This is a genomic window from Micromonospora sp. NPDC003241 (assembly GCF_053589795.1).
The window spans coordinates 60,375-79,287 of sequence record NZ_JBSFSO010000008.1 but is presented as its reverse complement, the minus strand read 5'-3'; the positions used below and the strand labels follow the sequence as shown (position 1 = coordinate 79,287).

Sequence of the window (18,913 nt, the reverse complement as noted above, 5' to 3'; positions counted from 1 at the left end):
GCAGGGGACCCTTCCTTTCATCAGCGGCGGGTACGGCAGGATGGTGTGCGTGGTGGATGCGGTGGTCTTCGACCTGGACGGCGTGATCGTGGACTCCGAGCCGGTCTGGGAGGAGGTCCGCCGGGCGTACGTGGCGACGCACGGCGGCACCTGGCAGCCGGACACCCAGCGTCGGCTGATGGGGATGAGCACCGGCGAGTGGGCCGAGTACCTCAGCGGTGAGCTGGGCGTACGGCGGACCGCCGCGCAGGTCGCCGCCGAGGTGGTCGAGGAGATGAGCCGGCGGTACGCGTCTCGCGTACCGCTGATCGACGGGGCGGACGACGTGGTGCGTCGGGTGGCTGCGCGGTGGCCGCTGGGGCTGGCCAGCTCGTCGCCGACCCGGCTGATCGCGGCGGCGCTCAAGGCCACCGCCCTGACCGACGAGTTCGGCAGCACGTTGTCCACCGAGGAGACGGCACGCGGCAAGCCGGCCCCGGACGTGTACCTGACCGTGGCGGAACGCCTCGGCGTCGCCCCGGCCCGGTGCGTCGCGGTGGAGGACTCCTCCAACGGCGTCCGGTCGGCCGCCGCCGCCGGGATGATCGTGGTGGCGGTGCCGCACGGGTCGTACCCCCTGGATCCGGACGCGCAGCGGCTGGCGACGGCGGTGCTCGACTCCATCGGCGAGCTGACCCCGGAGTTCGTCGACCGGCTCGGCTGAACCGCCACCGACCGGCCCCGGCCGCTCGAAGGTCGTGCTCGAACGGGCCGCCTGGTCTCCGGCGGCATGGGTGCCGCCGGGTCGGGTAACGCCAACGGCGCCCACGCCGAGTCGAGGAGGGCGCGATGAGGACGGTCGTGTACGAGCGCACCGGCGACCCCACGGTGCTCCAGGTGGTGGACCGGCCGGTGCCGGAGCCGGGGCGGGGTGAGGTGCTGGTCCGGATCGCCTGCGCCGGGGTGAACCCGACCGACTGGAAGGCCCGCCGCCAGGCCGTCCCGCCGACGGGCGGACAGACGCCCGGGCAGGACGGCGCCGGGGTGGTCGAGGCGGTCGGCGAGGGCGTCGACCGGGAGTTGATCGGCGAGCGGGTGTGGGTCTGGGAGGCCGCCTGGCAGCGGCCCTGGGGCACCGCCGCCGAGTACACGGTGGTGCCGGTGCGGCAGGCGGTACGCCTCGGCGACGCCTCCTTCGAGCTGGGCGCCTGCCTGGGTATCCCGTTCCTGACCGCGCACCGCTGCCTGACCTCGGGCGAGTACCTGCCGGACAGCCTGGGTCCGGGCGCGTTGAGCGATCACACGGTGCTGGTGCAGGGCGGGGCGGGTGCGGTGGGCAACGCGGCGATCCAACTCGCCTCCTGGGCCGACGCCTGCGTGATCGCCACGGTCAGCAGCGCGGAGAAGGCGCAGCTCGCCGCAGCCGCCGGAGCCTCGATAGTGATCAACTATCGGGAGCAGGACGTGGTCGAGGAGGTCCGCAAGGTCGCGCCCGACGGGGTCCACGGCATCGTCGAGGTCGCCCCGGCCCGCAACGCCGCCACCGACGTACGTCTGCTGCGGCCCGGCGGCGTGGTCTGCGTCTACGCCGACGACGGCGATGGCGAGGTGACCCTGCCGGTCGGGCCGCTGCTGGTGCCGAACGCCCGGTGGCAGTTCGTGCTGGTCTACACCGTGCCGAAGGCGGCGAAGGCACAGGCGGTGGTGGACGTGGCGGCGGCTGCCGCGCAGGGCGGGATCCGGGTGGGCGCGGAGGCGGGTCTGCCGCTGCACCGCTTTCCGCTGTCGGCGACCGCCGACGCGCATCGGGCGGTGGAGGAGTCGGTCGTCGGGAAGGTCCTGGTCGACACCAGCGAATAGCGCCTGAGCTGGGATTATTTCCCCATCACCGGGACAGACGCGAACAAGTTTCGCAATACTGACGGTGCGGGTCGCCCCGCAAGGAACGGGTGGCCCCGGCGCGGTGCGAACGCCGGGGCCACCCACCGGGAGTGAGGTCTTCGAGAGCCGCCCACTCCTAACGGCGATGATGCGCCGAGAAACGTTACGGCGTGGCCGGTTCCGGCACATCCGCCGCGGGAACCCCCGTACTTTGTCCGGGTGAGCATCTCCTGGGCTGATTCGTACGTCGGGCAGCTCCGCGCCCTGGCCGGCGACCGGACACTGATGTTCGTCGGCGCGCGGGCCGTGGTCCGCGACAGCTCCGCACGGATCCTGCTGATCCGACGCTCCGACAACGGGCAGTGGGCGATGCCCGCCGGTGCCATGGAGCTGGGCGAGTCCATCGCCGACTGCGCCGTGCGGGAGGTACGCGAGGAGACCGGACTACGCGCGCTGCGGGTCAGCGCGTTCGCCCTCTACACCGGACCCGACCGCACCCACACCAACATGTACGGCCACACGTACCAGATCTTCACCACCGCGTTCCGGGTCGAGGAGTGGGACGGGCGGCTGGCCCGGGTCACCGAGGAGACCACCGACGCCGCCTTCTTCCACCGCGAGGCGATGCCGCAGCCGCTCTCCACGAGCGTCCTGGAGACCCTTGCCGACCTGGACGTCTTCGAGCAGACCAACCGCCTGATCCTCAAGTGACCCCGCCGGAGCCGGCTGGACGAAGACTTTCATCGTGGCAGTGTGGCTGTTCCCGCGTCGGCGTGTCGAACAGCCACACTGCCACGATCAGGGGTCTGTCAAAGCATCGTCTGGGACTTCGCCTCCATGTCGGCGGCGGCCTCGGGCTTCGAGGAGCGGTCCAGGGGTTTGCCGCCGGGGGCCGGGCCCTCGCCGCCGAGGCCGTCGGTGCCGCCGGTGGCCCCCTCCGGGCCGGCGCCGCGCAGCCGCTCGTTCGGCAGGGCCAGGGTGAGCAGCACCGCCACGATCGCGATCAGCCCGGTGGTCAGGAAGACCAGGTGCAGGGACTCGACGAAGGCCACCTGGACGGCCGCGCGTACCGGGGTGGGCAGGGCCAGGATCGTCGCCGGGTCGTCGACCGACACTCCCGCGCCACCGGTCGGGCCCACTGCCGCCCGCTGCTCCGGGGACAGTTGCGCCACCGCCGCCGGCAGCCGGTCGGACATCTCGGCGGCCAGCCGGGCGGAGAGCACCGCGCCGAGGATGGCCACCCCGAAGGATCCGCCGAGCGATCGGAAGAACGTCGCCGACGAGGTACCGGCGCCCAGGTCCCGCAGTGAGACGGAGTTCTGTACGGCGAGGACCAGCGACTGCATGCAGAGTCCCAGCCCCACGCCGATCACCGCCATGAACCCGAACGCCACCCACAGCGAGGTGCCCACCTGCAACCGGGTGAACAGCAGCATCCCGACCAGCAGCACCACCGAGCCGGTCACCGGGAACCACTTGTAACGGCCGATCCGGCTCATCGCCCGGCCGGTCAGCACCGAGGTGATGATGATGCCGGCCATCATCGGCAGCATCAGCAGACCGCTGCGGGTCGGCGAGGCGCCCTTGACGATCTGGAGATAGAGCGGGATGAAGATGATCGACCCGAACATCACCAGACCGAGCACGAATCCGGCACCGTTGGCCAGGGTGAAGGTGGCGCTGCGGAACAGTCGCAGCGGCAGGATCGGCTCGGCCACCCGGCGCTCCTGGAGCACGAAGGCGACGGTCAGCACGGCACCGACGACGAAGAGGCCGATGATCGCGGCGGAACCCCACGGATAGGTGTTCCCGCCCCAGCTCAGCGCCAGCAGCAGGCTGCTCACCCCGGCGACCAGCAGCAGCGCGCCGAGCCAGTCGATCGAGTGCTTCCGGCGGGTGAAGGGCACCAGCCGGATCACGCGCGAGCAGACCACGATGGCGAGGATCGCCAGCGGCACGTTCAGATAGAAGATCCAGCGCCAGTTGGTCTCCGCGAAGTAGCCGCCGACCAGCGGCCCGGCCACCGACGCGATACCGAACACCGCGCCGAAGACACCCTGGTAGCGGCCACGCTCCCGAGGCGAGACCACGTCCGAGATGATGGTGAAGGCGAGCGTGATCAGACCGCCGGCACCCAGACCCTGCACCCCTCGGGTGACGATCAGTTGGGTCATGTCCTGGGAGAGGCCGGCCAGCAACGAGCCGAGCAGGAACGTCCCGATCGAGAACAGGAACACCGGGCGGCGTCCGTACAGGTCGGCCATCTTGCCGTACAGCGGGGTCGAGGCGGTGGAGGCGAGCAGGTACGCGGTCACCACCCAGGAGTAGTGACTGATGCCGCCCAGCTCGCCGACGATGGTGGGCAGGGCGGTCCCGACGATGGTCTGGTCGAGGGCGGCCAGCAGCATGCCGGTCATCAGCCCGAACATCAGCAGCCGGAGCTGCCCCTTGCTCAGCACCGGCTCCGGGTGGCTCTCCGTGGTCATTGCGCCCGTTTTCCCGTACCACCGGAAACATGCCCGGGACGGACGAAGCCGGTCCGTCCGTCAGGCCCGGCGGGGGGTGTCGGACGGACCGGCTTCGGGTGGTGCCGGTGGTCGGGTCAGTGCCGGCCCTCGGCGAACTCCTCGACGATCTTGGCGCAGAAGGCCGGCAGGTCGTCCGGCTCGGCCCGAACGCCCGAAACGCCCCGAGGTGCGTGACCCCGCCCGCACCGGCAGCCGGTCGGGCAGGTTTGACCCGGAGCGGCAAGGGGATCCGCCGGCATGGCACGAGCAGCAGCGGAACAGCTCCGGCTCGCCGACGTCGTGCAGAGCTGGCTCGGGCGCCCGGTCCTGGTGATCGGCGACGCCATGCTCGACGAATGGCGGTTCGCCGACTCCGACCGGCTGTGTCGGGAGGCCCCGGCCCCGGTCCTCACCCTGCGGCGACGCATCTCGGCGGCGGGCGGCGCGGCAAACACCGCGGTCAACGTCGCCGCCCTGGGCGGTCGGTCGGTGCTGGTGGCACCGGTCGGCGCCGACGTGGCCGGCGACGAGCTGCACGACTGTCTGGACCGGGCGGGCGTCTGGGACCGGACCGTCAGCCAGCCGGGACGTCCCACCCCGGTCAAGCGCCGGATGCTGGCCGGTGACCAGATCCTGCTCCGCGAGGACTCCGGCGACCCGGACGACCCGCTCACCGACGTGGGCGTGGACTGCCTGCTCACCGCCCTCGACTGCGCGACCGAGGAGCTGCGGGCCGCCGCCGGTGGCGCGGCTCCCACGCTGGTGATCTGCGACTACGGCCTGGGCGCGCTGCCGGCACCGGTGCGCGCCTGGCTGGTCGCCCACCGCAGCCGGTACGCCACCGTCGCGCTGGACGCGCACGACCTCGCCGACTGGCGTGGCCTCGCCCCGACCGTGGTGACGCCGAGCTTCGCCGAGGCGAGCCGACTGCTCGCCCGCGCCGGCACCGCCGGGCTGACCACCGCCGACGCCCCGACCGACCTGCACCTGGAACACCCCGAGGTGGACCCGACCGACGGACCGTCGGAGCTGACCATGGGCACCGCGCCGGGCGGGTTGCGGCGTACCGACGGGCCGACCGGTGAGCCCACGCCCGGTGAGGACCGGGTCGCGATGACCCGCGACGGGCTCAGCGTGACCGGCACCGGGGTGACCGTGAACGCCGACGCCGGAGCCGGTGTCGACCGGGCCGTCCTGGCCGAGTCCCGACTCGCGGAGCTGCGGGCGCACACCGGCGCGGACGTGGTCGCGGTGACCCTGGACACCGACGGTGCGGTGGTGGGCGGTGCCGAGGGACGACCCGCCCGCAGCCACAGCACACCCGTACCGGCCAGCCACGCGGTCGGCGCGGGTGACGCGTACCTGGCGACCATGACGCTCGCACTCGCCGCCGGCGCGCCGTTGCCGACCGCCGCGCAGCTCGCCCAACTCGCCGCGACCAGCACCGTCGCCGGAACCGGCACCTGCGTGTGTCGCCGCGACGACCTGCTGGCCGCGCTCGGCCACCCGACGCCGGGCGACTCGGCGCTGGTCGGCGCCGAGGGCCTGGCCGGGATCATCGCGGAGCATCGGCGGAACGGGCGCTCGATCGTGTTCACCAACGGTTGCTTCGACGTGCTGCACCGGGGCCACGTGCGGTACCTGGAGCAGGCGCGGGCCCTCGGTGACCTGCTGGTGGTGGCGGTCAACTCGGACGACAGCGTCCGCCGACTCAAGGGCGCCGACCGGCCGGTCAACCCGGTGGAGGACCGTACCGCCCTGCTCGCCGCGCTCTCCTGTGTCGACCACGTGGTCGTCTTCGAGGAGGACTCGCCGGCCGGTCTGATCGAGGCCGTCCGCCCCGACGTCTACGTCAAGGGCGGCGACTACCCGCCCGACCTGGTACCCGAGGCACCGCTAGTGCAGCGGCTGGGCGGGCAGGTCCGCACGCTCGGGTACGTGCCGGACCGCTCCACCTCCGCGATCATCGACCGGATCCGCGCCCACGGCCAGAGCGGCATGGCCGATACGGCCGACACGGTCGGCTCCGTCGGCTCGATCGGGACGCCCGGCATGACCGGCACGACCGGCGCAGAGGGTTCGGACGGGGCGGACGGCTCGGTCGGCTCGGTGGACGAGGTGGGTGCGGGCCGGGCGGTCGTTGCGGGCGACACTGTCGCTGCCGGTCAGGAGGTCGCCGCCGGTCCGGACGGTGTGGCGGTGTCCCGTGCCGGCGTCCCGCCGACCACCGGCAAGGCGCCGTGAACCGACCGCTCGACACCGGCGACCACGCGGACTTCCGCGCCGATCGTCTGCTCGACGTCCTGGTCCCGACCCGGGACCGGCCCGCCGAACTCGCCGTCACCCTCTCCGGGCTCGCCGCCCAGGAGGGGGTGCCGGGGTTCGGGGTGGTGGTCAGCGACCAGTCCGACGGCGACCCCGGGTACGCCCACCCGGCGGCGGCCACCATGGTCCGTGCGTTGCGGTATCGCGGGCATCCGGTGCTGCTGACCCGTCGGCTGCCCCGGCGTGGGCTGGCCGAACACCGGGCCGCCCTGCTCGCCGCGTCCGCCGCCCGGTACGTGCTCTTCCTCGACGACGACGTCTGGCTGGAACCCGGCGCCCTGTCCCGGCTCGTCACCGCGATCCAGGAACTGGGCTGCGGATTCGTCGGCAACGGCGTGCACGGACTGTCGTACCTGGACGACGTACGCCCGCAGACGCACCGGCACTACCGGGAGTGGAGCGGCCGGCCGGTGCCCGAGCGCATCCGTCCGGGCACCCCGGAGTGGGACCGGGCGCAGATCCACTCGGCGGCGAACCTGCTGCACGTCACCGAGGCGCTGAAGGTGCCGGCGGGGAACTGGCGGGCGTACCAGGTCTCCTGGATCGGCGGCTGCGTCCTGTACGACCGGGCCAAGCTGGTCGAGTGCGGCGGTTTCGAGTTCTGGCGGCGGGTGCACGAGCGCCACCAGGGCGAGGACGTCGCCGCCCAGATCACCGTGATGGCGCGGTACGGCGGCGCCGGAGTCCTGCCCAGCGGGGCCTACCACCTGGAGTCACCGACCACCGTCACCGAACGCGACGTCGAGGCATGGGAGGTGCTGATGTAAGGAAGGGACCCTTCCTATACACGAGGCGTTAGTAGGGGTCCCCTCCTTACCTCCGGGCTCAGCGGAACAGCAGTTCGCGGGCGGCTTCGAGGACTTCGACGACCGGTACGTCGGTGACGAAGGAGTCCCGGTGCGGGCAGTCGCCGTCGCCGGGGCGGTGCGGATAGATGCCGGGCGTGCAGTCCACCCCGCAGACCGGGCAGTGCACCGTCCACGAGGTGATCGGCCGGTGTCGCCCGCGCAGCCCGGTGGCGGTGGTGATCAGGTTGCCGACCCAGAAGATGCCGACCGTGGCGGTGCCGACCGCACCGGCGAGGTGCAGCGGGCCGGTGTCGTTGGAGATCACCAGCTCGCAGTCGGCGTAGCAGCCGGCGAGCCCGCCCAGGCTGAGCGTGCCCACCTGGGGACGGACCGGCACCCCGGCCGCCGCCACCACCTGGTCCACCACGTCCTGCTCGGCCGGGGTGCCGGTGACCAGCACCTCGTACCCGTCGGCGTGCAGCATCCGAGCCACCCGGGCGAACCGGTCGGCCGGCCAGCGGCGCCGGGTGTCGGTGGCCCCGGGGTGCAGTGCCACCCGGGGACGGGCCGGTTCGCCGAGCACGGAGCGGGCCTCGGCGCGGTCCGCCTCGGTGACCGCCAGCGTCGGGGTGATCGTGGTCGCCGCGGCACCCACCAGCGCCACCGCCTCCAGGTAGCGGATCACCTCCGGCTGGTAGTAGACGTACCGCAGCCACCGGTCCAGCGGTGGGGCGTCCTCGGCGCGCAGTCCGGCGGTCACCCGGGCACCGAGCGCGGCTACCAGCGGGTTCGAGTTCGCACCGCCGCCGTGCAGTTGCAGCGCCAGGTCGAAGTGCTGCTCGCGGGCGGCGGCCAGGAAGTCGACCATGCTCGACTCGGGTTCGCCGGGGCCCGCCGCCCGGATGCCCGGTGCCGGCGGCACCACCTCCACCCGGTCCACCGGGCCCGGCCGGTCGGTCCACAGCTCCGCGTGCCACGGCGCGCCGAGCAGCACGATCTCCGCACCCGGGTACGCGGCCCGCAGCGCGTCCAGCGCCGGCAACACGAAGATGAAGTCGCCGAGCGCGTTGGCCCGCAACACGGCGATCCGGGCCACGTCGGGCACCAGCCCGGTGGCCGGAGCGAGCAGATCCGGAGCGGCCACGGCAGGGGGTTACCGCTCGTACTCGCCGGGGGCGACGTCCGGCTGGTGGAGTTCCCGGTCCGCTGCCGGGTCGGCGCCGCGCGACGCACCCGTGGCGGTCGGGTACGGCCCGGTGCGACCGACGGTGATGGTGCGGGGCGCGGGCCGGGTCGCCCGGGGCAGCCGTACCCGCAGCAGGCCGTGGTCCATCACCGCGTCGATGCCCTCCGGGTCCACCCGTGACGGCAGCGGTATGCGGTACTCGAAGCCCCGCGTCTCGAATCCGCCGGGGATGCCGTGATCGGCGTTGACCTCGGCCTCCGTCCGGGCCCGTACGCACAGCTCGCGGTCGTCCAACTCGACCGCCACCTCTTCGGGCGCGACGCCGGGCAGCCGGACCAGCACCTCCCAGCCGTCGGGGATCTCGCCCAACTCGACCTCGGGCGGCCCCGGGCGGCCACCGAGCAGCCGACTCAGCTCGGCGCGCAGCGACTGCAACTCGCCCATCGGATCCCAGCCCTGCTGACCGCCACGCCAGCCCCGGGTCACCGCACACCACCTGCCGGCTGGCCGGCCGCTGCCGAACGCAGCGAACTCGGCGCGTCGAGGTGGGCGTCCCGGTCGACCCCGACGCCGAGCCGGTCGACGAGTTCCCCGCCCAGCCAGGCGCTGACGCCGAGGATGCCCAGCGCCACCACCTCGATCGCGATCAGTGCGCCACCGGCGGCCCGTGAGTCGGCGTTGAGGCGTACCACCCAGACGGCGGCGAAGAGCAGGATCACCGCGAGGTTCGCCACGGCGTGGGTGATGCCCACCCGCTTCGCGCGGGTCCCGGCGGGGATGGCCAGCAGGTCGAAGGCCCCGGCCACCGCGGCCAGCAGGCCACCGACCAACCCGACGGTGATGTTCCAGTACGCCACCTCGCCGAGGAACCGTGGTCCGCCGAGCGTGTCGATCAGGTCGAACAACACGGCGGTGACCAGCAGGGCCACCGGGAACATCACCAGCATCGGATGCACCGGGTGGCCCAGTATCTTGAGTCGACTCTCCATGCTCCGGGCCTCCACTGCTCGGGTGTCGTTTCGCCGTCGACGGCTCGTGTCACGGCCACACCCCCGCCCATCAGGGGGGACAGCCCCTCACAGTAGGCGCGCCTACACTGACCGTGGCGGTTTCTCGCCTGGATGCCGCCACCGGGTTCAACTTCACGGGGAGGCACACAGTGACGGCAGAGATCACCTCGCTGGCGGAGTTACGGGAGTTGCTCGGCACCCCGACACCCCGCGCCGCCGAGAAGGAACGCACCACGCTGCACGAGCGCGACCGGCAGTGGCTCGCCGCATCGCCGTTCTGCCTGGTGGCCACAGCCGGGGCGGACGGCGCCTGCGACGTCTCGCCCAAGGGCGACCCGCCGGGCTTCACCCTCGTGCTGGACGACCGGACCATCGCCATCCCGGAGCGCCCCGGCAACAAGCGTGCCGACGGCTACCGCAACATCCTGGACAACCCGCACGTCGGGCTGATCTTCCTGATCCCGGGGCGTGGCGACACCCTGCGGATCAACGGGCGGGCCCGGCTGCTGCGCGACGCGCCCTGGTTCGACCAGATGGTGGTCAAGGGGCACCGCCCGGTGCTCGCCGTGGTGGTGGAGATCGAGCAGATCTTCTTCCACTGCGCGAAGGCGTTCCTCCGCTCCGGGCTGTGGCAGCCGGAGAGTTGGCCGGCGGACCCGCTGCCCAGCACCGCCCGCCTGATCAAGGAGGTGCAGAACCCGGTGGAGACCCTGGCCGACCTGGAGCGCCACTACGGACCGGAGTACGTCCGGAAGCTCTACGCCTGACCGACCCCATCGGCTGCGGTGATCAACCACAGGTGACCGTCCGGGTCCGCGAAGGTGCCCGTATAACCCCAGGGCTGCGGCCCCGGCTCGGTGACCACCTCGGCACCGGCGTCACGCGCGCGGGAGAACAGGCTGCCGACCTCGGCCGGACCGTCCACGGTCAACCCGAGTACGCACTCGCTGTGCCGGCGGTCGGCCACCTCCCGGCCGCCGAGCACCCAGCCGAAGCCACCGGTCGGCACCAGCATCAGGCGCAACCCGGCGTTGACCTCGAACTGCAACGGCTCGGGCAGACCGTCCTCGGCCGGCTCACCGATCGTGGGCAGACCGAGGGCGTCCCGGTAGAAGTCGTGCGAGACCTGCCGGTCGGCGATCGGCAGGCTGACAACGACTGGTGCGTACGGCACGGCAGGACCTCCGACTGTCTTCGCGAGCATGGTGCCGTCGAGTATGGGCGCCACCTGTGACACGGGGCGGGATCCGCCGCCGGGGAGTCGGACCGGTGACCCGCCGCTACGGGCAGCAGCCAGCGCCGGGCGACCGGAGCGCCCGCACCGAGAAGGCCGGGCCCCTGGGCGGCTCCAACCCTGGTGCCCGCGGCTCACTTCAGGGCAAGTTGGCCGCGCCGAAATCTGATCACGCGTCCGAGCTTGGTGAGTCTGCCCTTCTCGAACGGCAGAGAGAGCAGTTCATCCAGCCAGGCGTCAGCCCGTTCGGTGATGCCGGTCAGGACCCGCCGCACCGCACGCTCCGGCACGCCAAGTGTCTTTCCCAGGCCGACGAAGTCGGCAGCCCTGAAGTCGCCCCCGCTGCGGCCTCCGATCGACAGGGCCATAGTCTTGTCGCCGTAGAGGTATGAGCTTGGCAGGTCGTAGGCGGGAGAGATCCGCCACTCACCGTCGCGGCCCTGAAGCACGGAGAAGTTCTTTGCATGTGCGTCGCCGTTGCCGGTGAGGTAGGCGAAGGCCAACTGTCGAATCAGATCCTGACCGGCGACGGCACGGGCATCGCAGAGATCGGCCAGGCCCGCGAAAGTGCGGTCGGCACCGACTCGATACTTGTCGGCAGGCGGGCGGTCCAACACTTGACAGCCGTCTTCGACAGCCAGCGACAGCGGCAGGCCGTCCACAGTGACGCGATCGAAGCGGGCGACCAGCAAACCCGGTATCCCACGAGCGTCGAAGACCAGTCGACTAGACGGCACCTTCAGACCTGACCTGCGAGCAGCGTCGAGAAAGAACTTCTCGTTCTCCACAAGATGTGGATATTCAGCGGGGTTCAGCTTGAGGATGTGACGTTCGCCGGCACGGGCGACCGGCAGGCTGATCATCGCGGCACTCGTCTTGTCCTGGACGCCGGGAAGTGCCTCTCGCTGCGCACGAATGCCCAGTTCGATCAGCAGGTCGGCGAAGCTCATGGAGGAGACCTCGTCGATCACCACCCGCGGCGGCACCATTGCCGGCCGCGTACCTGCCGGCACGATCTGCACGTCGCCCACCGCGTCGGACCCGACCGCGAGCAAGAGGGACAACTCGTCGTCGGCCGACGTCTTCACCGCGCGGCGAAGGGCACCGAGTCGACGCCCCTCTGGCAGCAATCCAGTGAAGTAGGCGGGAAGTGCACCCCCGGCACGGACGAGCGGCTCAGTCGTCACCGGCATGGTGGTGGCGACGGGCGCCCCTCCGGCTTCGATCCACGTATCCAGGTAACGGAATTCAATGCCGTCCTGGGTACGGGCAAGCGTGCCCGCATGCCGGCCCGCCTTGAATACGTCCGCCTCGTCGACCGAGCGGAGCCCTTCGAGGGCACCCTCCGACGGTGCGCTCATCGGGGGATTCCTTCACCGAGCGTGACGGCGGGCACGCCACCGCGACGAAGCTCCAGGTGGAGCCCCAGCGCCGACAGCACGGCTATGAACTTGTCCAACTGGACGGAGGGCTTTCCTCGCTCCAGCGCATACACGAAGCGCTCCGACACTCCGGCAAGGTCGGCTAGTTCGCCCTGCCCTAGACCGAGCTGCCGCCGGCGCTTTCTCACCGCACCGGCGAAAGCGGCGCCAGGATCGAGTTCGAGCATGATGCAGGCCCCCATCGACGCCGCACGAACGTGCGGTTCTGCACAAGACTAGCGCAACGAGAGCCCGCAGGTCCACCAAAGCAGCGCGATCGTGCGGTTTTGGGCCCGCCAACCTTTCCATCGCCACCCTCAGTGCCACATCCCGCACGCTCGTGCGGGTTCTTGACTCCCCCTTCGGTGGTCCGGGATGTACCGATCGGGTGGTACCGCGCGAGTCCGTGCGTGGTAACGATGGCCGGATGCATCCTCACGACCCGTACCAGCAGCAGCCGTACTACCCGCCGCACCAGTACCCGCCTCAGCCGCCGCCGGGGATGTACGCCCAGCAGCCGCCGAACAAAGCTGGGCTCGGAGGGTGGGCGATCGTCCTGTGGATCGCGGTACCGGCGATGCTGATCGCGCTGTGCTGTGCGGGGTGCCTGCTGACCGGGTCTTTCTCGGCGTTCATGGAGGGTTTCAACGAGGGCTTCAACGAGGGCGTGTCGAATTCGTAGTGCGTGGTGACGTCGCTTCAGGGGCGGGCAGGCCGGAGCGCCACTTCCGGCCTGCCCGCCGTCAGCGCAGTTGCCAGTCCTCGCCGTCCGGCAGAGCTTCGCCGTCCACCACGCCCGCGCTCCGCAGCGACGCGATCACCCGTGCGCACGACAGCCGGTCCGAGGCCGGCGGACCACACAACTCGAACCGCTCGTACGCACGCAGGGCGCTCTCGCTGCGCCCCAACAACAGGCTGAGCAGGCCGTAGTCGGCCCAGGCCCACCACTGGTCACGCCGTTCACCCTCGACCTGGGCGCGTACGGTGTCGACGGCCGCCTCAAGTTCGGCACGCATGGCTGACAGCTCACCGGGACTACAGAGGATGAGGACGACCAGATAGTTCGTCAGGTTGTAGGAGTCGCTCACCCCGTACTCGTCGCCCTGCTCGATATCACGACCCTGCCGATAGGCGTCAGCCGCCCGCACCAGGTTGTTGTCGCGCCATTCCACCCCGCCCAGCATCCCGTAGGCGTCGGCGAGCGCCCGCGCCAACTGCGATCGGATCGGCACGTCGGAGAGATCCGGTTGGGCGGCGTCCGGCGGGGTCTTGTGCGGCAGATGCTCGACGCGTGCCAACGCGTCGCGTAGTCCGTCGATGAGCACACCCAACACCCCGCGTGCCCGTTCGAGATGCCCGTGCGTGGTCAGGGCTCGCGCCCGATTACGCTGCTGCGCCGCCTCGTTCAGGATCGCTTCCAGGTTCATGATGCCTCACCCGACATCTCTCTCTCGAGGTCGTCCACCACCGCGAGCACCTCCTCGCTGAATGCGCGATCGTCCGGTTCGAGTGGTTCGGAGAGCAGCGCCACCAGGTCGTAGCCGACGTCTCTCAATTCGACGAGGTCTCCGCCGGTGATCCTGCCCCGTTCGTGGGCGTCCCTGAGGTAGAGCCAGGCCGCGCGAAGCATCTCGACGGCGCTGTGTCGTGCAGCGTCGGTAAGCCGATGGGTGGCCGGGAAGATGTACGGGCTACTTCCCCGTTGGCGGCTCACGTGCAGCGCCCGGGCCGGGGTCCGCAGCGCCTCCACCACGCTCGCGGTGGCCGGCTCGTGGTGGATGTCCGCGTACTGCCAGGCCACCCGGTAGAGGCTGCCGACCGCCAGGCAGTCGCCCACCCAGGTACGGACCGGCCCTTCGCTGAGTTCCTGCACCATGTCGAGATGCCGGTCGACGATCTCGTAGTAGAACTCGTTCCCGCAGTCGAGTTCGTACTCGATCACCCGTAACAGCGAGGTCAGGCCGGCGACCTGCCCGGCGATGCGTGCCAGCCGATCCGCGTTCGGGCCGTTGCTCTCGGCCGCCCCTGTCCCGTCGATGATGCAGACGGGTTCGAGTGGCCGGGCCGCCAGCCGCATCCCCAGTTCGAACAGGACGTTGGGTTTCCAACCCGTCAGGTCGCACACACACAGGTCGGTGAGCCGGATCGCCTCCAGGAGATTCGCCGACACCACCCGCGCCGACCCCATGTCGAGGGTCCGCTCCACTCGGACCGACGCACGCATCTCGGGATCGTCAGCATTCCCAGTGCCGTCACCACGAGATGTCCGACGGGCCTCGACCGCTCTCTTCAACCGGCGCTGGATCTCCGGCCAGTTCCGGCTGCCGTACGCCGAGTCGAACGAGCAGAGGACCAGGACTCTCTCGTGATAGGGAATGACCGTCCGGTCGAGAACCGGTGGAAGCTGCCGGATGGCGTCGAAGCCGGGCAGGTCGGCATACCTGAACGGGGCCCGACTGAGATCTCGTATGCCGGCCAGCGCCCGAGCGCCCAGGAGGTCCTCCGGAAGCACTCCCCCTGGAGAGAAGCTCACCACGTTGATGTCCCGTAGGAGGAACGGTGGCACACCAGCCAGCCCGCCGTGCTTGTCCTCACTCTCCTGAAGGAAGCAGATGGTCACGCCTCGCCGCACCACCGCCCGCATGCCGAGCAGTACGACGACCGCCGGCTCCAAGTCGGTCAGGTCGAAGAAGGCCAGGTCGGCGGAGCAGACGCTCTGCACCGCCTCCTGGAAGGATCGGGTGGAACCGAACACCTCAGCCGACCGCACCAACTCGGGATGCTCGCCCAGATGCCAGCCGGTCTCGTCGGCGACGCTGCGGCGATAGATCTCCCGGAACCCCTCGATGGCATCGCCGAACTGCCCGACGCTGGTGCCACCGGCCGGCACGTCCGCTGCGGACACCACGGCACACCACGGCCGGACCGCGTGGTCTTCCAGCGGCCTGGGTGGCACCGGCGGATTGGGGAAGAGCGGAACCTCGCTTATGCGCCCCTTGCGCTGCTCGGGATCGTGGACTTCGGGATACGTCTTCGTGTCCCGGTCGGCCAACTCGTCCTTGACGAGAGTTCCCACCTCGCGCAGACACAACCGGCGCGCATGGCCCGGCTCCCCGCGCCAGAGCACCTTCAGCAACGCGCCAGTGAAGACCGTCGTATCGGCATCCGGGTCGCCGTAAGAGAGATCACCACTGCTACAGGACGCGAGTACGGCGACGCCGACACTACCGATCGGACGGTTGAAGGCCCGGGCGGTCTCAGCGGAGAAGCACGCATCGATGATGAGGTGAACGCGCAGCTTCCCGGCGCAAGGACGAAGGGCTTCGGCCACATGACTGGCCCGAAGCGAGGACGAATCGATCGCGGCTCGAGTGGCACAGGCTGTCAGCAGGACGAACTCGTCCCCGTCCGGAATGCGGTCACCGTGCCCGACGTAGTAGACGATGACATCGGTGGCCTCCGCCTGACCTCGATCAAGGAAGCCTTGGATCTTCTCGACCATTTCGTGCGGGCTCGCGGTCGAGCCGAACAGGTTAAGAACGCGTGCCCCGGGGACGTGGAGCCCGTTACGTACGTAATCGAGAAAAGCAGCATGAGATCGACCGATGACCGGCTTGTCGAGATCCGGCCAGGCCGGCCAGGTATCCGCCCCAAGCATGATCACGAGCGGCTGCTGAGCGGCTTGATCCGGCATCGTCTCGTCCGCTACTCGTCGCCAGGTGTGCCTTCGATCAACGCCACGAGTTGCAGTGCCAGCACCTCGGCACGACGAGCCGGCAGATTCGTCACCTTGAGCTGATTGGTTTTGGATCGGAAGACGACCTCCGACGTCGCCCGCCGCGCGAGCCACTGCTGCACGCCCCGCGCCACCGCAACGGCAGCGGGAGTCGCAAGGATAAACACGAGCAGGGCACCAACATCTTGGGTACGAGGGTCCGACCGAACTTGATCGACAACGAGATCGGGGTCTTCGTCGAGCAGATAGTCGCGCAACTCTGCAGCCAGTCGACCAGCCTCGGCGTCGGCGACACCTACCAATTCGATCTCTACCTGCCGCTGACCAACATCCACTGATGAGTTCCCATTCGTCGCGCCGGCGATAGATGGCGTCATCGTAGACCCGACGTTCGAACTCAGTCAGCAGACGACCAGGGCGATCCGAGCTGGCCGTCCAACCGAAACAGCTCGTCGAACGGGGGAGAATCCGCCGCAAAGCCACGTGTTCGACCCGACCCGGACTGTAGCCGAAAGCCTTATGTCGCGAATCCGACAGCGCTCGCCACTCGACCCACCAGCGCAGTCATTGATCAATTTTCCATTCGCCGAGGTCTACTTCATCCGGACGGCGCGACGACATGCCTGCCGCGAATCACATGCGCCGGGCGTCGTCCGCTCGACGATCGGGTGACCACCCGGCGGCGACCGTCGGGAGCCCCGAGACGGCGGGATCCTGCGACACCTGTCGTGAAACGAAGCGGCCCTGACCAGCATCTCTGCTGGTCAGGGCCGCTATCCGAGCCGCCTGACGGAATCGAACCGTCGACCTACGCATTACGAGTGCGTCGCTCTAGCCGACTGAGCTAAGGCGGCAACGATCGCCAAGTGTACGGCACGCACCAAGCCGGGGCGGAGCGGGATTCCCCGGACTCGGTGGACCGGACAACGGGCACGTTCGGGGTCGGCACGCCCCACCGTGCGGCGCTACGCTCCGGCGGGTGACCGACGACCAGATCCCCCGAGACGAACCGGTCGACCCTCCGCCCGGTGACGGTACGCGTCCCGAAGCCCACACCGAGCATGCGACCGAGCCGGAGCCGGCCAGCGGTCGGGCGGCGCCGCTGGGGCCGTACGCCGAGGAGGCTTCCGGAGGGCGGGCGGCGCGACGGCCGCGCAGCACCGATCCGCTGGAGCTGGGCTTCACGCCGCGTAAGCCGGTGCCGTGGCTCGCGCCGTTCCTGCTGATCAGCACCGGTCTGCGGACGTTGTTGGCGGTGCTGTTCGGGGCGTACCTGGACAAGCGGGAACTCCAGAAGGCGCTGGACGCGGAGGTCGCCCGTGAGGTCGGGCCGGACGGCGGGCTCTGGCTCGACTACGTGGCCGACCTGGGCGACGGGTTCAACGCCACGTACTCGGTGGCGTACCTGCTCGCGCAGCGGGAGCTGGAGGTGGACGGGCACCGGCTGCCCCGGGCGCAGACCCTGGTGATGGGCGGCGACCAGGTCTACCCGTCGGCCGCGTACGAGGCGTACGAGGACCGGTGCAAGGGGCCCTACCAGGCGGCGCTGCCGACCACGCCGCCGGAGCAGCCGACGATCTTCGCGGTGCCCGGCAACCACGACTGGTACGACGGGCTGACCGCGTTCCTGCGGTTGTTCGTCCGCACCCGGGACCGCCACTTCGGCGGCTGGCGGACCGGCCAGTCCCGCTCGTACTTCGCCGCCGAGTTGCCCGCCGACTGGTGGCTGCTCGGGCTCGACGACCAGTCCGGCTCGTACGTCGACGATCCGCAGCTCACCTACTTCGACGCGGTGGCGGAGAAGCTGGGCCCGCAGAGCAAGGTGATCCTGGCGGTGCCGGCTCCGGCCTGGGTGAAGGCCGTCGACCAGCCCACCGCGTACGACTCGATCGACTATTTCATCCGGACCATCGTCGCGCCCACCGGCGCCCGGGTACGCCTGCTGATCTCCGGCGACCTGCACCACTACGCCCGCTACACCGGGCCGGACGGCCGACAACTGGTCACCTCGGGCAGTGGCGGGGCGTACCTGTACCCGACGCACAAACTGCCCGAGAAGATCGAGGTGCCGCCCCGGGACACCCTGGCCCGCCGGTCCAGCCCGTCTCGCGCGTACGAGCTGGCCGCCCGCTACCCCGACGCGGCCCGCTCCCGCCGGTACGGCTGGGGGATCTTCGGCCGGTTGCCGCTGCGCAATCCCGGCTTCTCCACCCTGCTGGGCATCCTGCACACCCTGCTGATGCTCTCCATGGCCGGGGTGACCGACTTCCGTGCGGAGGCCTCCGAGCAGCGGCTGTTCAGCGTGCCGCTGGTGGCGATGGTGCTGGTGACCGTGCTCGCGGCGGCCATGTTCGCCAAGCCGCCCAGTTCCAGCGGCAAACGGCACGTCCGACACTGGCTGCTGGGTGTCGGGCACGGGCTGGCCCACGTCGGGTTGGGCGCCGCCGGCACCTGGGCGTGGCTGTCGCTGCCCTTCCACGACTGGCCCTGGCCGCTGCCCGCAGTGGCCGCCGCCACGGTCTACCTGCCGGTGATCGGTGTGGTGGCCAGTCAACTGGTGGCCGGGTACCTGCTGGTCGCGAGCGCGTTCGGGGTGAACGTCAACGAACTCTTCGCCGGGCAGGGCATCGAGGACGCCAAGGGCTTCGTGCGGATGCGCATCGACCCGGACGGCACGCTCACCCTCTATCCGATCGCGGTCGACCGGGTGGGCCGCCGGTGGCGCGTCAATCCCGACGACTCCCCCGAAGCCTCCTGGCTCGCCCCGGCCCGTCCGCTGCGTCCCCGCCTGGCCGAACCTCCCGTCACCCTGCGCTGACCGGACCGACGAGGGCGGCGGGCGCATC

The 18,913-nt window shown here is 70.6% G+C and carries 17 protein-coding genes, 1 tRNA gene and 1 pseudogene; 8 read left to right on the top strand and 11 right to left on the bottom strand.

Annotated features, from left to right (window positions below; all coding sequences use genetic code 11):
- Nucleotides 1–49 precede the first annotated feature (49 nt).
- The 3 genes from ACWDVW_RS09285 to ACWDVW_RS09275 all read left to right on the top strand — a co-directional run bounded on the left by ACWDVW_RS09285 (nucleotide 50) and on the right by ACWDVW_RS09275 (nucleotide 2,571).
- Nucleotides 50–703 carry an HAD family hydrolase gene (locus ACWDVW_RS09285; protein ID WP_449946347.1) on the top strand — a complete coding sequence of 218 codons (654 nt, stop codon included), beginning with the start codon at nucleotides 50–52 and terminating at the stop codon, nucleotides 701–703.
- A 125-nt stretch (nucleotides 704–828) separates the two neighbouring features.
- Complete coding sequence (locus tag ACWDVW_RS09280; RefSeq protein WP_449946345.1) at nucleotides 829–1,839, top strand: NADPH:quinone reductase; 1,011 nt, start codon at nucleotides 829–831, stop codon at nucleotides 1,837–1,839.
- Nucleotides 1,840–2,079: 240 nt separating this feature from the next.
- The gene (locus tag ACWDVW_RS09275) at nucleotides 2,080–2,571 is read left to right on the top strand and encodes an NUDIX domain-containing protein (protein WP_449946343.1); all 492 of its coding nucleotides are present in this window, start codon (nucleotides 2,080–2,082) and stop codon (nucleotides 2,569–2,571) included.
- A gap of 98 nt (nucleotides 2,572–2,669) precedes the next feature.
- Here ACWDVW_RS09275 and ACWDVW_RS09270 read toward each other — a convergent pair whose 3' ends face one another.
- A complete protein-coding gene (locus ACWDVW_RS09270; RefSeq protein WP_449946341.1) occupies nucleotides 2,670–4,346 on the bottom strand; it encodes an MDR family MFS transporter in 1,677 nt (558 codons plus the stop codon).
- Nucleotides 4,347–4,625: 279 nt separating this feature from the next.
- On the opposite strand from ACWDVW_RS09270, the pseudogene rfaE2 reads away from it, so the two are divergent.
- Nucleotides 4,626–6,356 (top strand): annotated as a pseudogene (gene rfaE2 / locus ACWDVW_RS09265) (D-glycero-beta-D-manno-heptose 1-phosphate adenylyltransferase); the annotation flags it as partial.
- A gap of 251 nt (nucleotides 6,357–6,607) precedes the next feature.
- Nucleotides 6,608–7,459, top strand: a complete 852-nt coding sequence (locus tag ACWDVW_RS09260) for a glycosyltransferase family 2 protein (protein WP_449946339.1) — start codon at nucleotides 6,608–6,610, stop codon at nucleotides 7,457–7,459.
- A gap of 58 nt (nucleotides 7,460–7,517) precedes the next feature.
- Here ACWDVW_RS09260 and ACWDVW_RS09255 read toward each other — a convergent pair whose 3' ends face one another.
- From ACWDVW_RS09255 to ACWDVW_RS09245, 3 genes are read right to left on the bottom strand one after another with little or no spacing between them, the layout of a single operon-like run.
- Nucleotides 7,518–8,624 carry a glycosyltransferase family 9 protein gene (locus ACWDVW_RS09255; protein ID WP_449946337.1) on the bottom strand — a complete coding sequence of 369 codons (1,107 nt, stop codon included), beginning with the start codon at nucleotides 8,622–8,624 and terminating at the stop codon, nucleotides 7,518–7,520.
- A gap of 9 nt (nucleotides 8,625–8,633) precedes the next feature.
- Nucleotides 8,634–9,110, bottom strand: coding sequence for an Hsp20/alpha crystallin family protein (locus ACWDVW_RS09250; RefSeq protein WP_449946538.1), 477 nt, complete (start codon nucleotides 9,108–9,110; stop codon nucleotides 8,634–8,636).
- A gap of 38 nt (nucleotides 9,111–9,148) precedes the next feature.
- The gene (locus ACWDVW_RS09245; RefSeq protein WP_449946335.1) at nucleotides 9,149–9,655 is read right to left on the bottom strand and encodes a DUF2231 domain-containing protein; all 507 of its coding nucleotides are present in this window, start codon (nucleotides 9,653–9,655) and stop codon (nucleotides 9,149–9,151) included.
- Nucleotides 9,656–9,825: 170 nt separating this feature from the next.
- Here ACWDVW_RS09245 and ACWDVW_RS09240 point away from each other — a divergent pair, with 170 nt between their 5' ends.
- Complete coding sequence (locus ACWDVW_RS09240; protein WP_449946333.1) at nucleotides 9,826–10,443, top strand: pyridoxamine 5'-phosphate oxidase family protein; 618 nt, start codon at nucleotides 9,826–9,828, stop codon at nucleotides 10,441–10,443.
- Here ACWDVW_RS09240 and ACWDVW_RS09235 read toward each other — a convergent pair.
- The 3 genes from ACWDVW_RS09235 to ACWDVW_RS09225 all read right to left on the bottom strand — a co-directional run bounded on the left by ACWDVW_RS09235 (nucleotide 10,434) and on the right by ACWDVW_RS09225 (nucleotide 12,519).
- Entirely contained in the window at nucleotides 10,434–10,850 is a 417-nt protein-coding gene (locus ACWDVW_RS09235) for a VOC family protein (RefSeq protein ID WP_449946331.1), read from the bottom strand. The two genes, ACWDVW_RS09240 and ACWDVW_RS09235, sit on opposite strands and share 10 nt — an antisense overlap.
- Nucleotides 10,851–11,044: 194 nt before the next feature.
- Nucleotides 11,045–12,271: a type II toxin-antitoxin system HipA family toxin gene (locus ACWDVW_RS09230; RefSeq protein WP_449946329.1), complete on the bottom strand. Its 1,227-nt coding sequence runs from the start codon at nucleotides 12,269–12,271 to the stop codon at nucleotides 11,045–11,047.
- Nucleotides 12,268–12,519, bottom strand: a complete 252-nt coding sequence (locus tag ACWDVW_RS09225) for a type II toxin-antitoxin system Y4mF family antitoxin (RefSeq protein WP_449946327.1) — start codon at nucleotides 12,517–12,519, stop codon at nucleotides 12,268–12,270. The genes ACWDVW_RS09230 and ACWDVW_RS09225 overlap by 4 nt, the downstream gene beginning before the upstream one ends.
- A gap of 239 nt (nucleotides 12,520–12,758) precedes the next feature.
- Here ACWDVW_RS09225 and ACWDVW_RS09220 point away from each other — a divergent pair, with 239 nt between their 5' ends.
- Nucleotides 12,759–13,013 carry a hypothetical protein gene (locus tag ACWDVW_RS09220; RefSeq protein WP_449946325.1) on the top strand — a complete coding sequence of 85 codons (255 nt, stop codon included), beginning with the start codon at nucleotides 12,759–12,761 and terminating at the stop codon, nucleotides 13,011–13,013.
- A gap of 61 nt (nucleotides 13,014–13,074) precedes the next feature.
- On the opposite strand, the gene ACWDVW_RS09215 is transcribed toward ACWDVW_RS09220, so the two are convergent.
- From ACWDVW_RS09215 to ACWDVW_RS09200, 4 genes are all read right to left on the bottom strand, one after another.
- On the bottom strand, nucleotides 13,075–13,758 hold the full coding sequence (locus ACWDVW_RS09215; protein WP_449946323.1) for a hypothetical protein: 684 nt from the start codon (nucleotides 13,756–13,758) through the stop codon (nucleotides 13,075–13,077).
- Entirely contained in the window at nucleotides 13,755–16,025 is a 2,271-nt protein-coding gene (locus ACWDVW_RS09210) for a caspase family protein (RefSeq protein ID WP_449946321.1), read from the bottom strand. The genes ACWDVW_RS09215 and ACWDVW_RS09210 overlap by 4 nt, the downstream gene beginning before the upstream one ends.
- An 11-nt stretch (nucleotides 16,026–16,036) precedes the next feature.
- Entirely contained in the window at nucleotides 16,037–16,402 is a 366-nt protein-coding gene (locus ACWDVW_RS09205; RefSeq protein ID WP_449946319.1) for a hypothetical protein, read from the bottom strand.
- Between the two features lie 445 nt (nucleotides 16,403–16,847).
- Nucleotides 16,848–16,921, bottom strand: a tRNA-Thr gene (locus ACWDVW_RS09200).
- A 125-nt stretch (nucleotides 16,922–17,046) separates the two neighbouring features.
- Here ACWDVW_RS09200 and ACWDVW_RS09195 point away from each other — a divergent pair.
- Nucleotides 17,047–18,885, top strand: a complete 1,839-nt coding sequence (locus ACWDVW_RS09195) for a metallophosphoesterase family protein (RefSeq protein ID WP_449946317.1) — start codon at nucleotides 17,047–17,049, stop codon at nucleotides 18,883–18,885.
- Nucleotides 18,886–18,913: the final 28 nt, after the last annotated feature.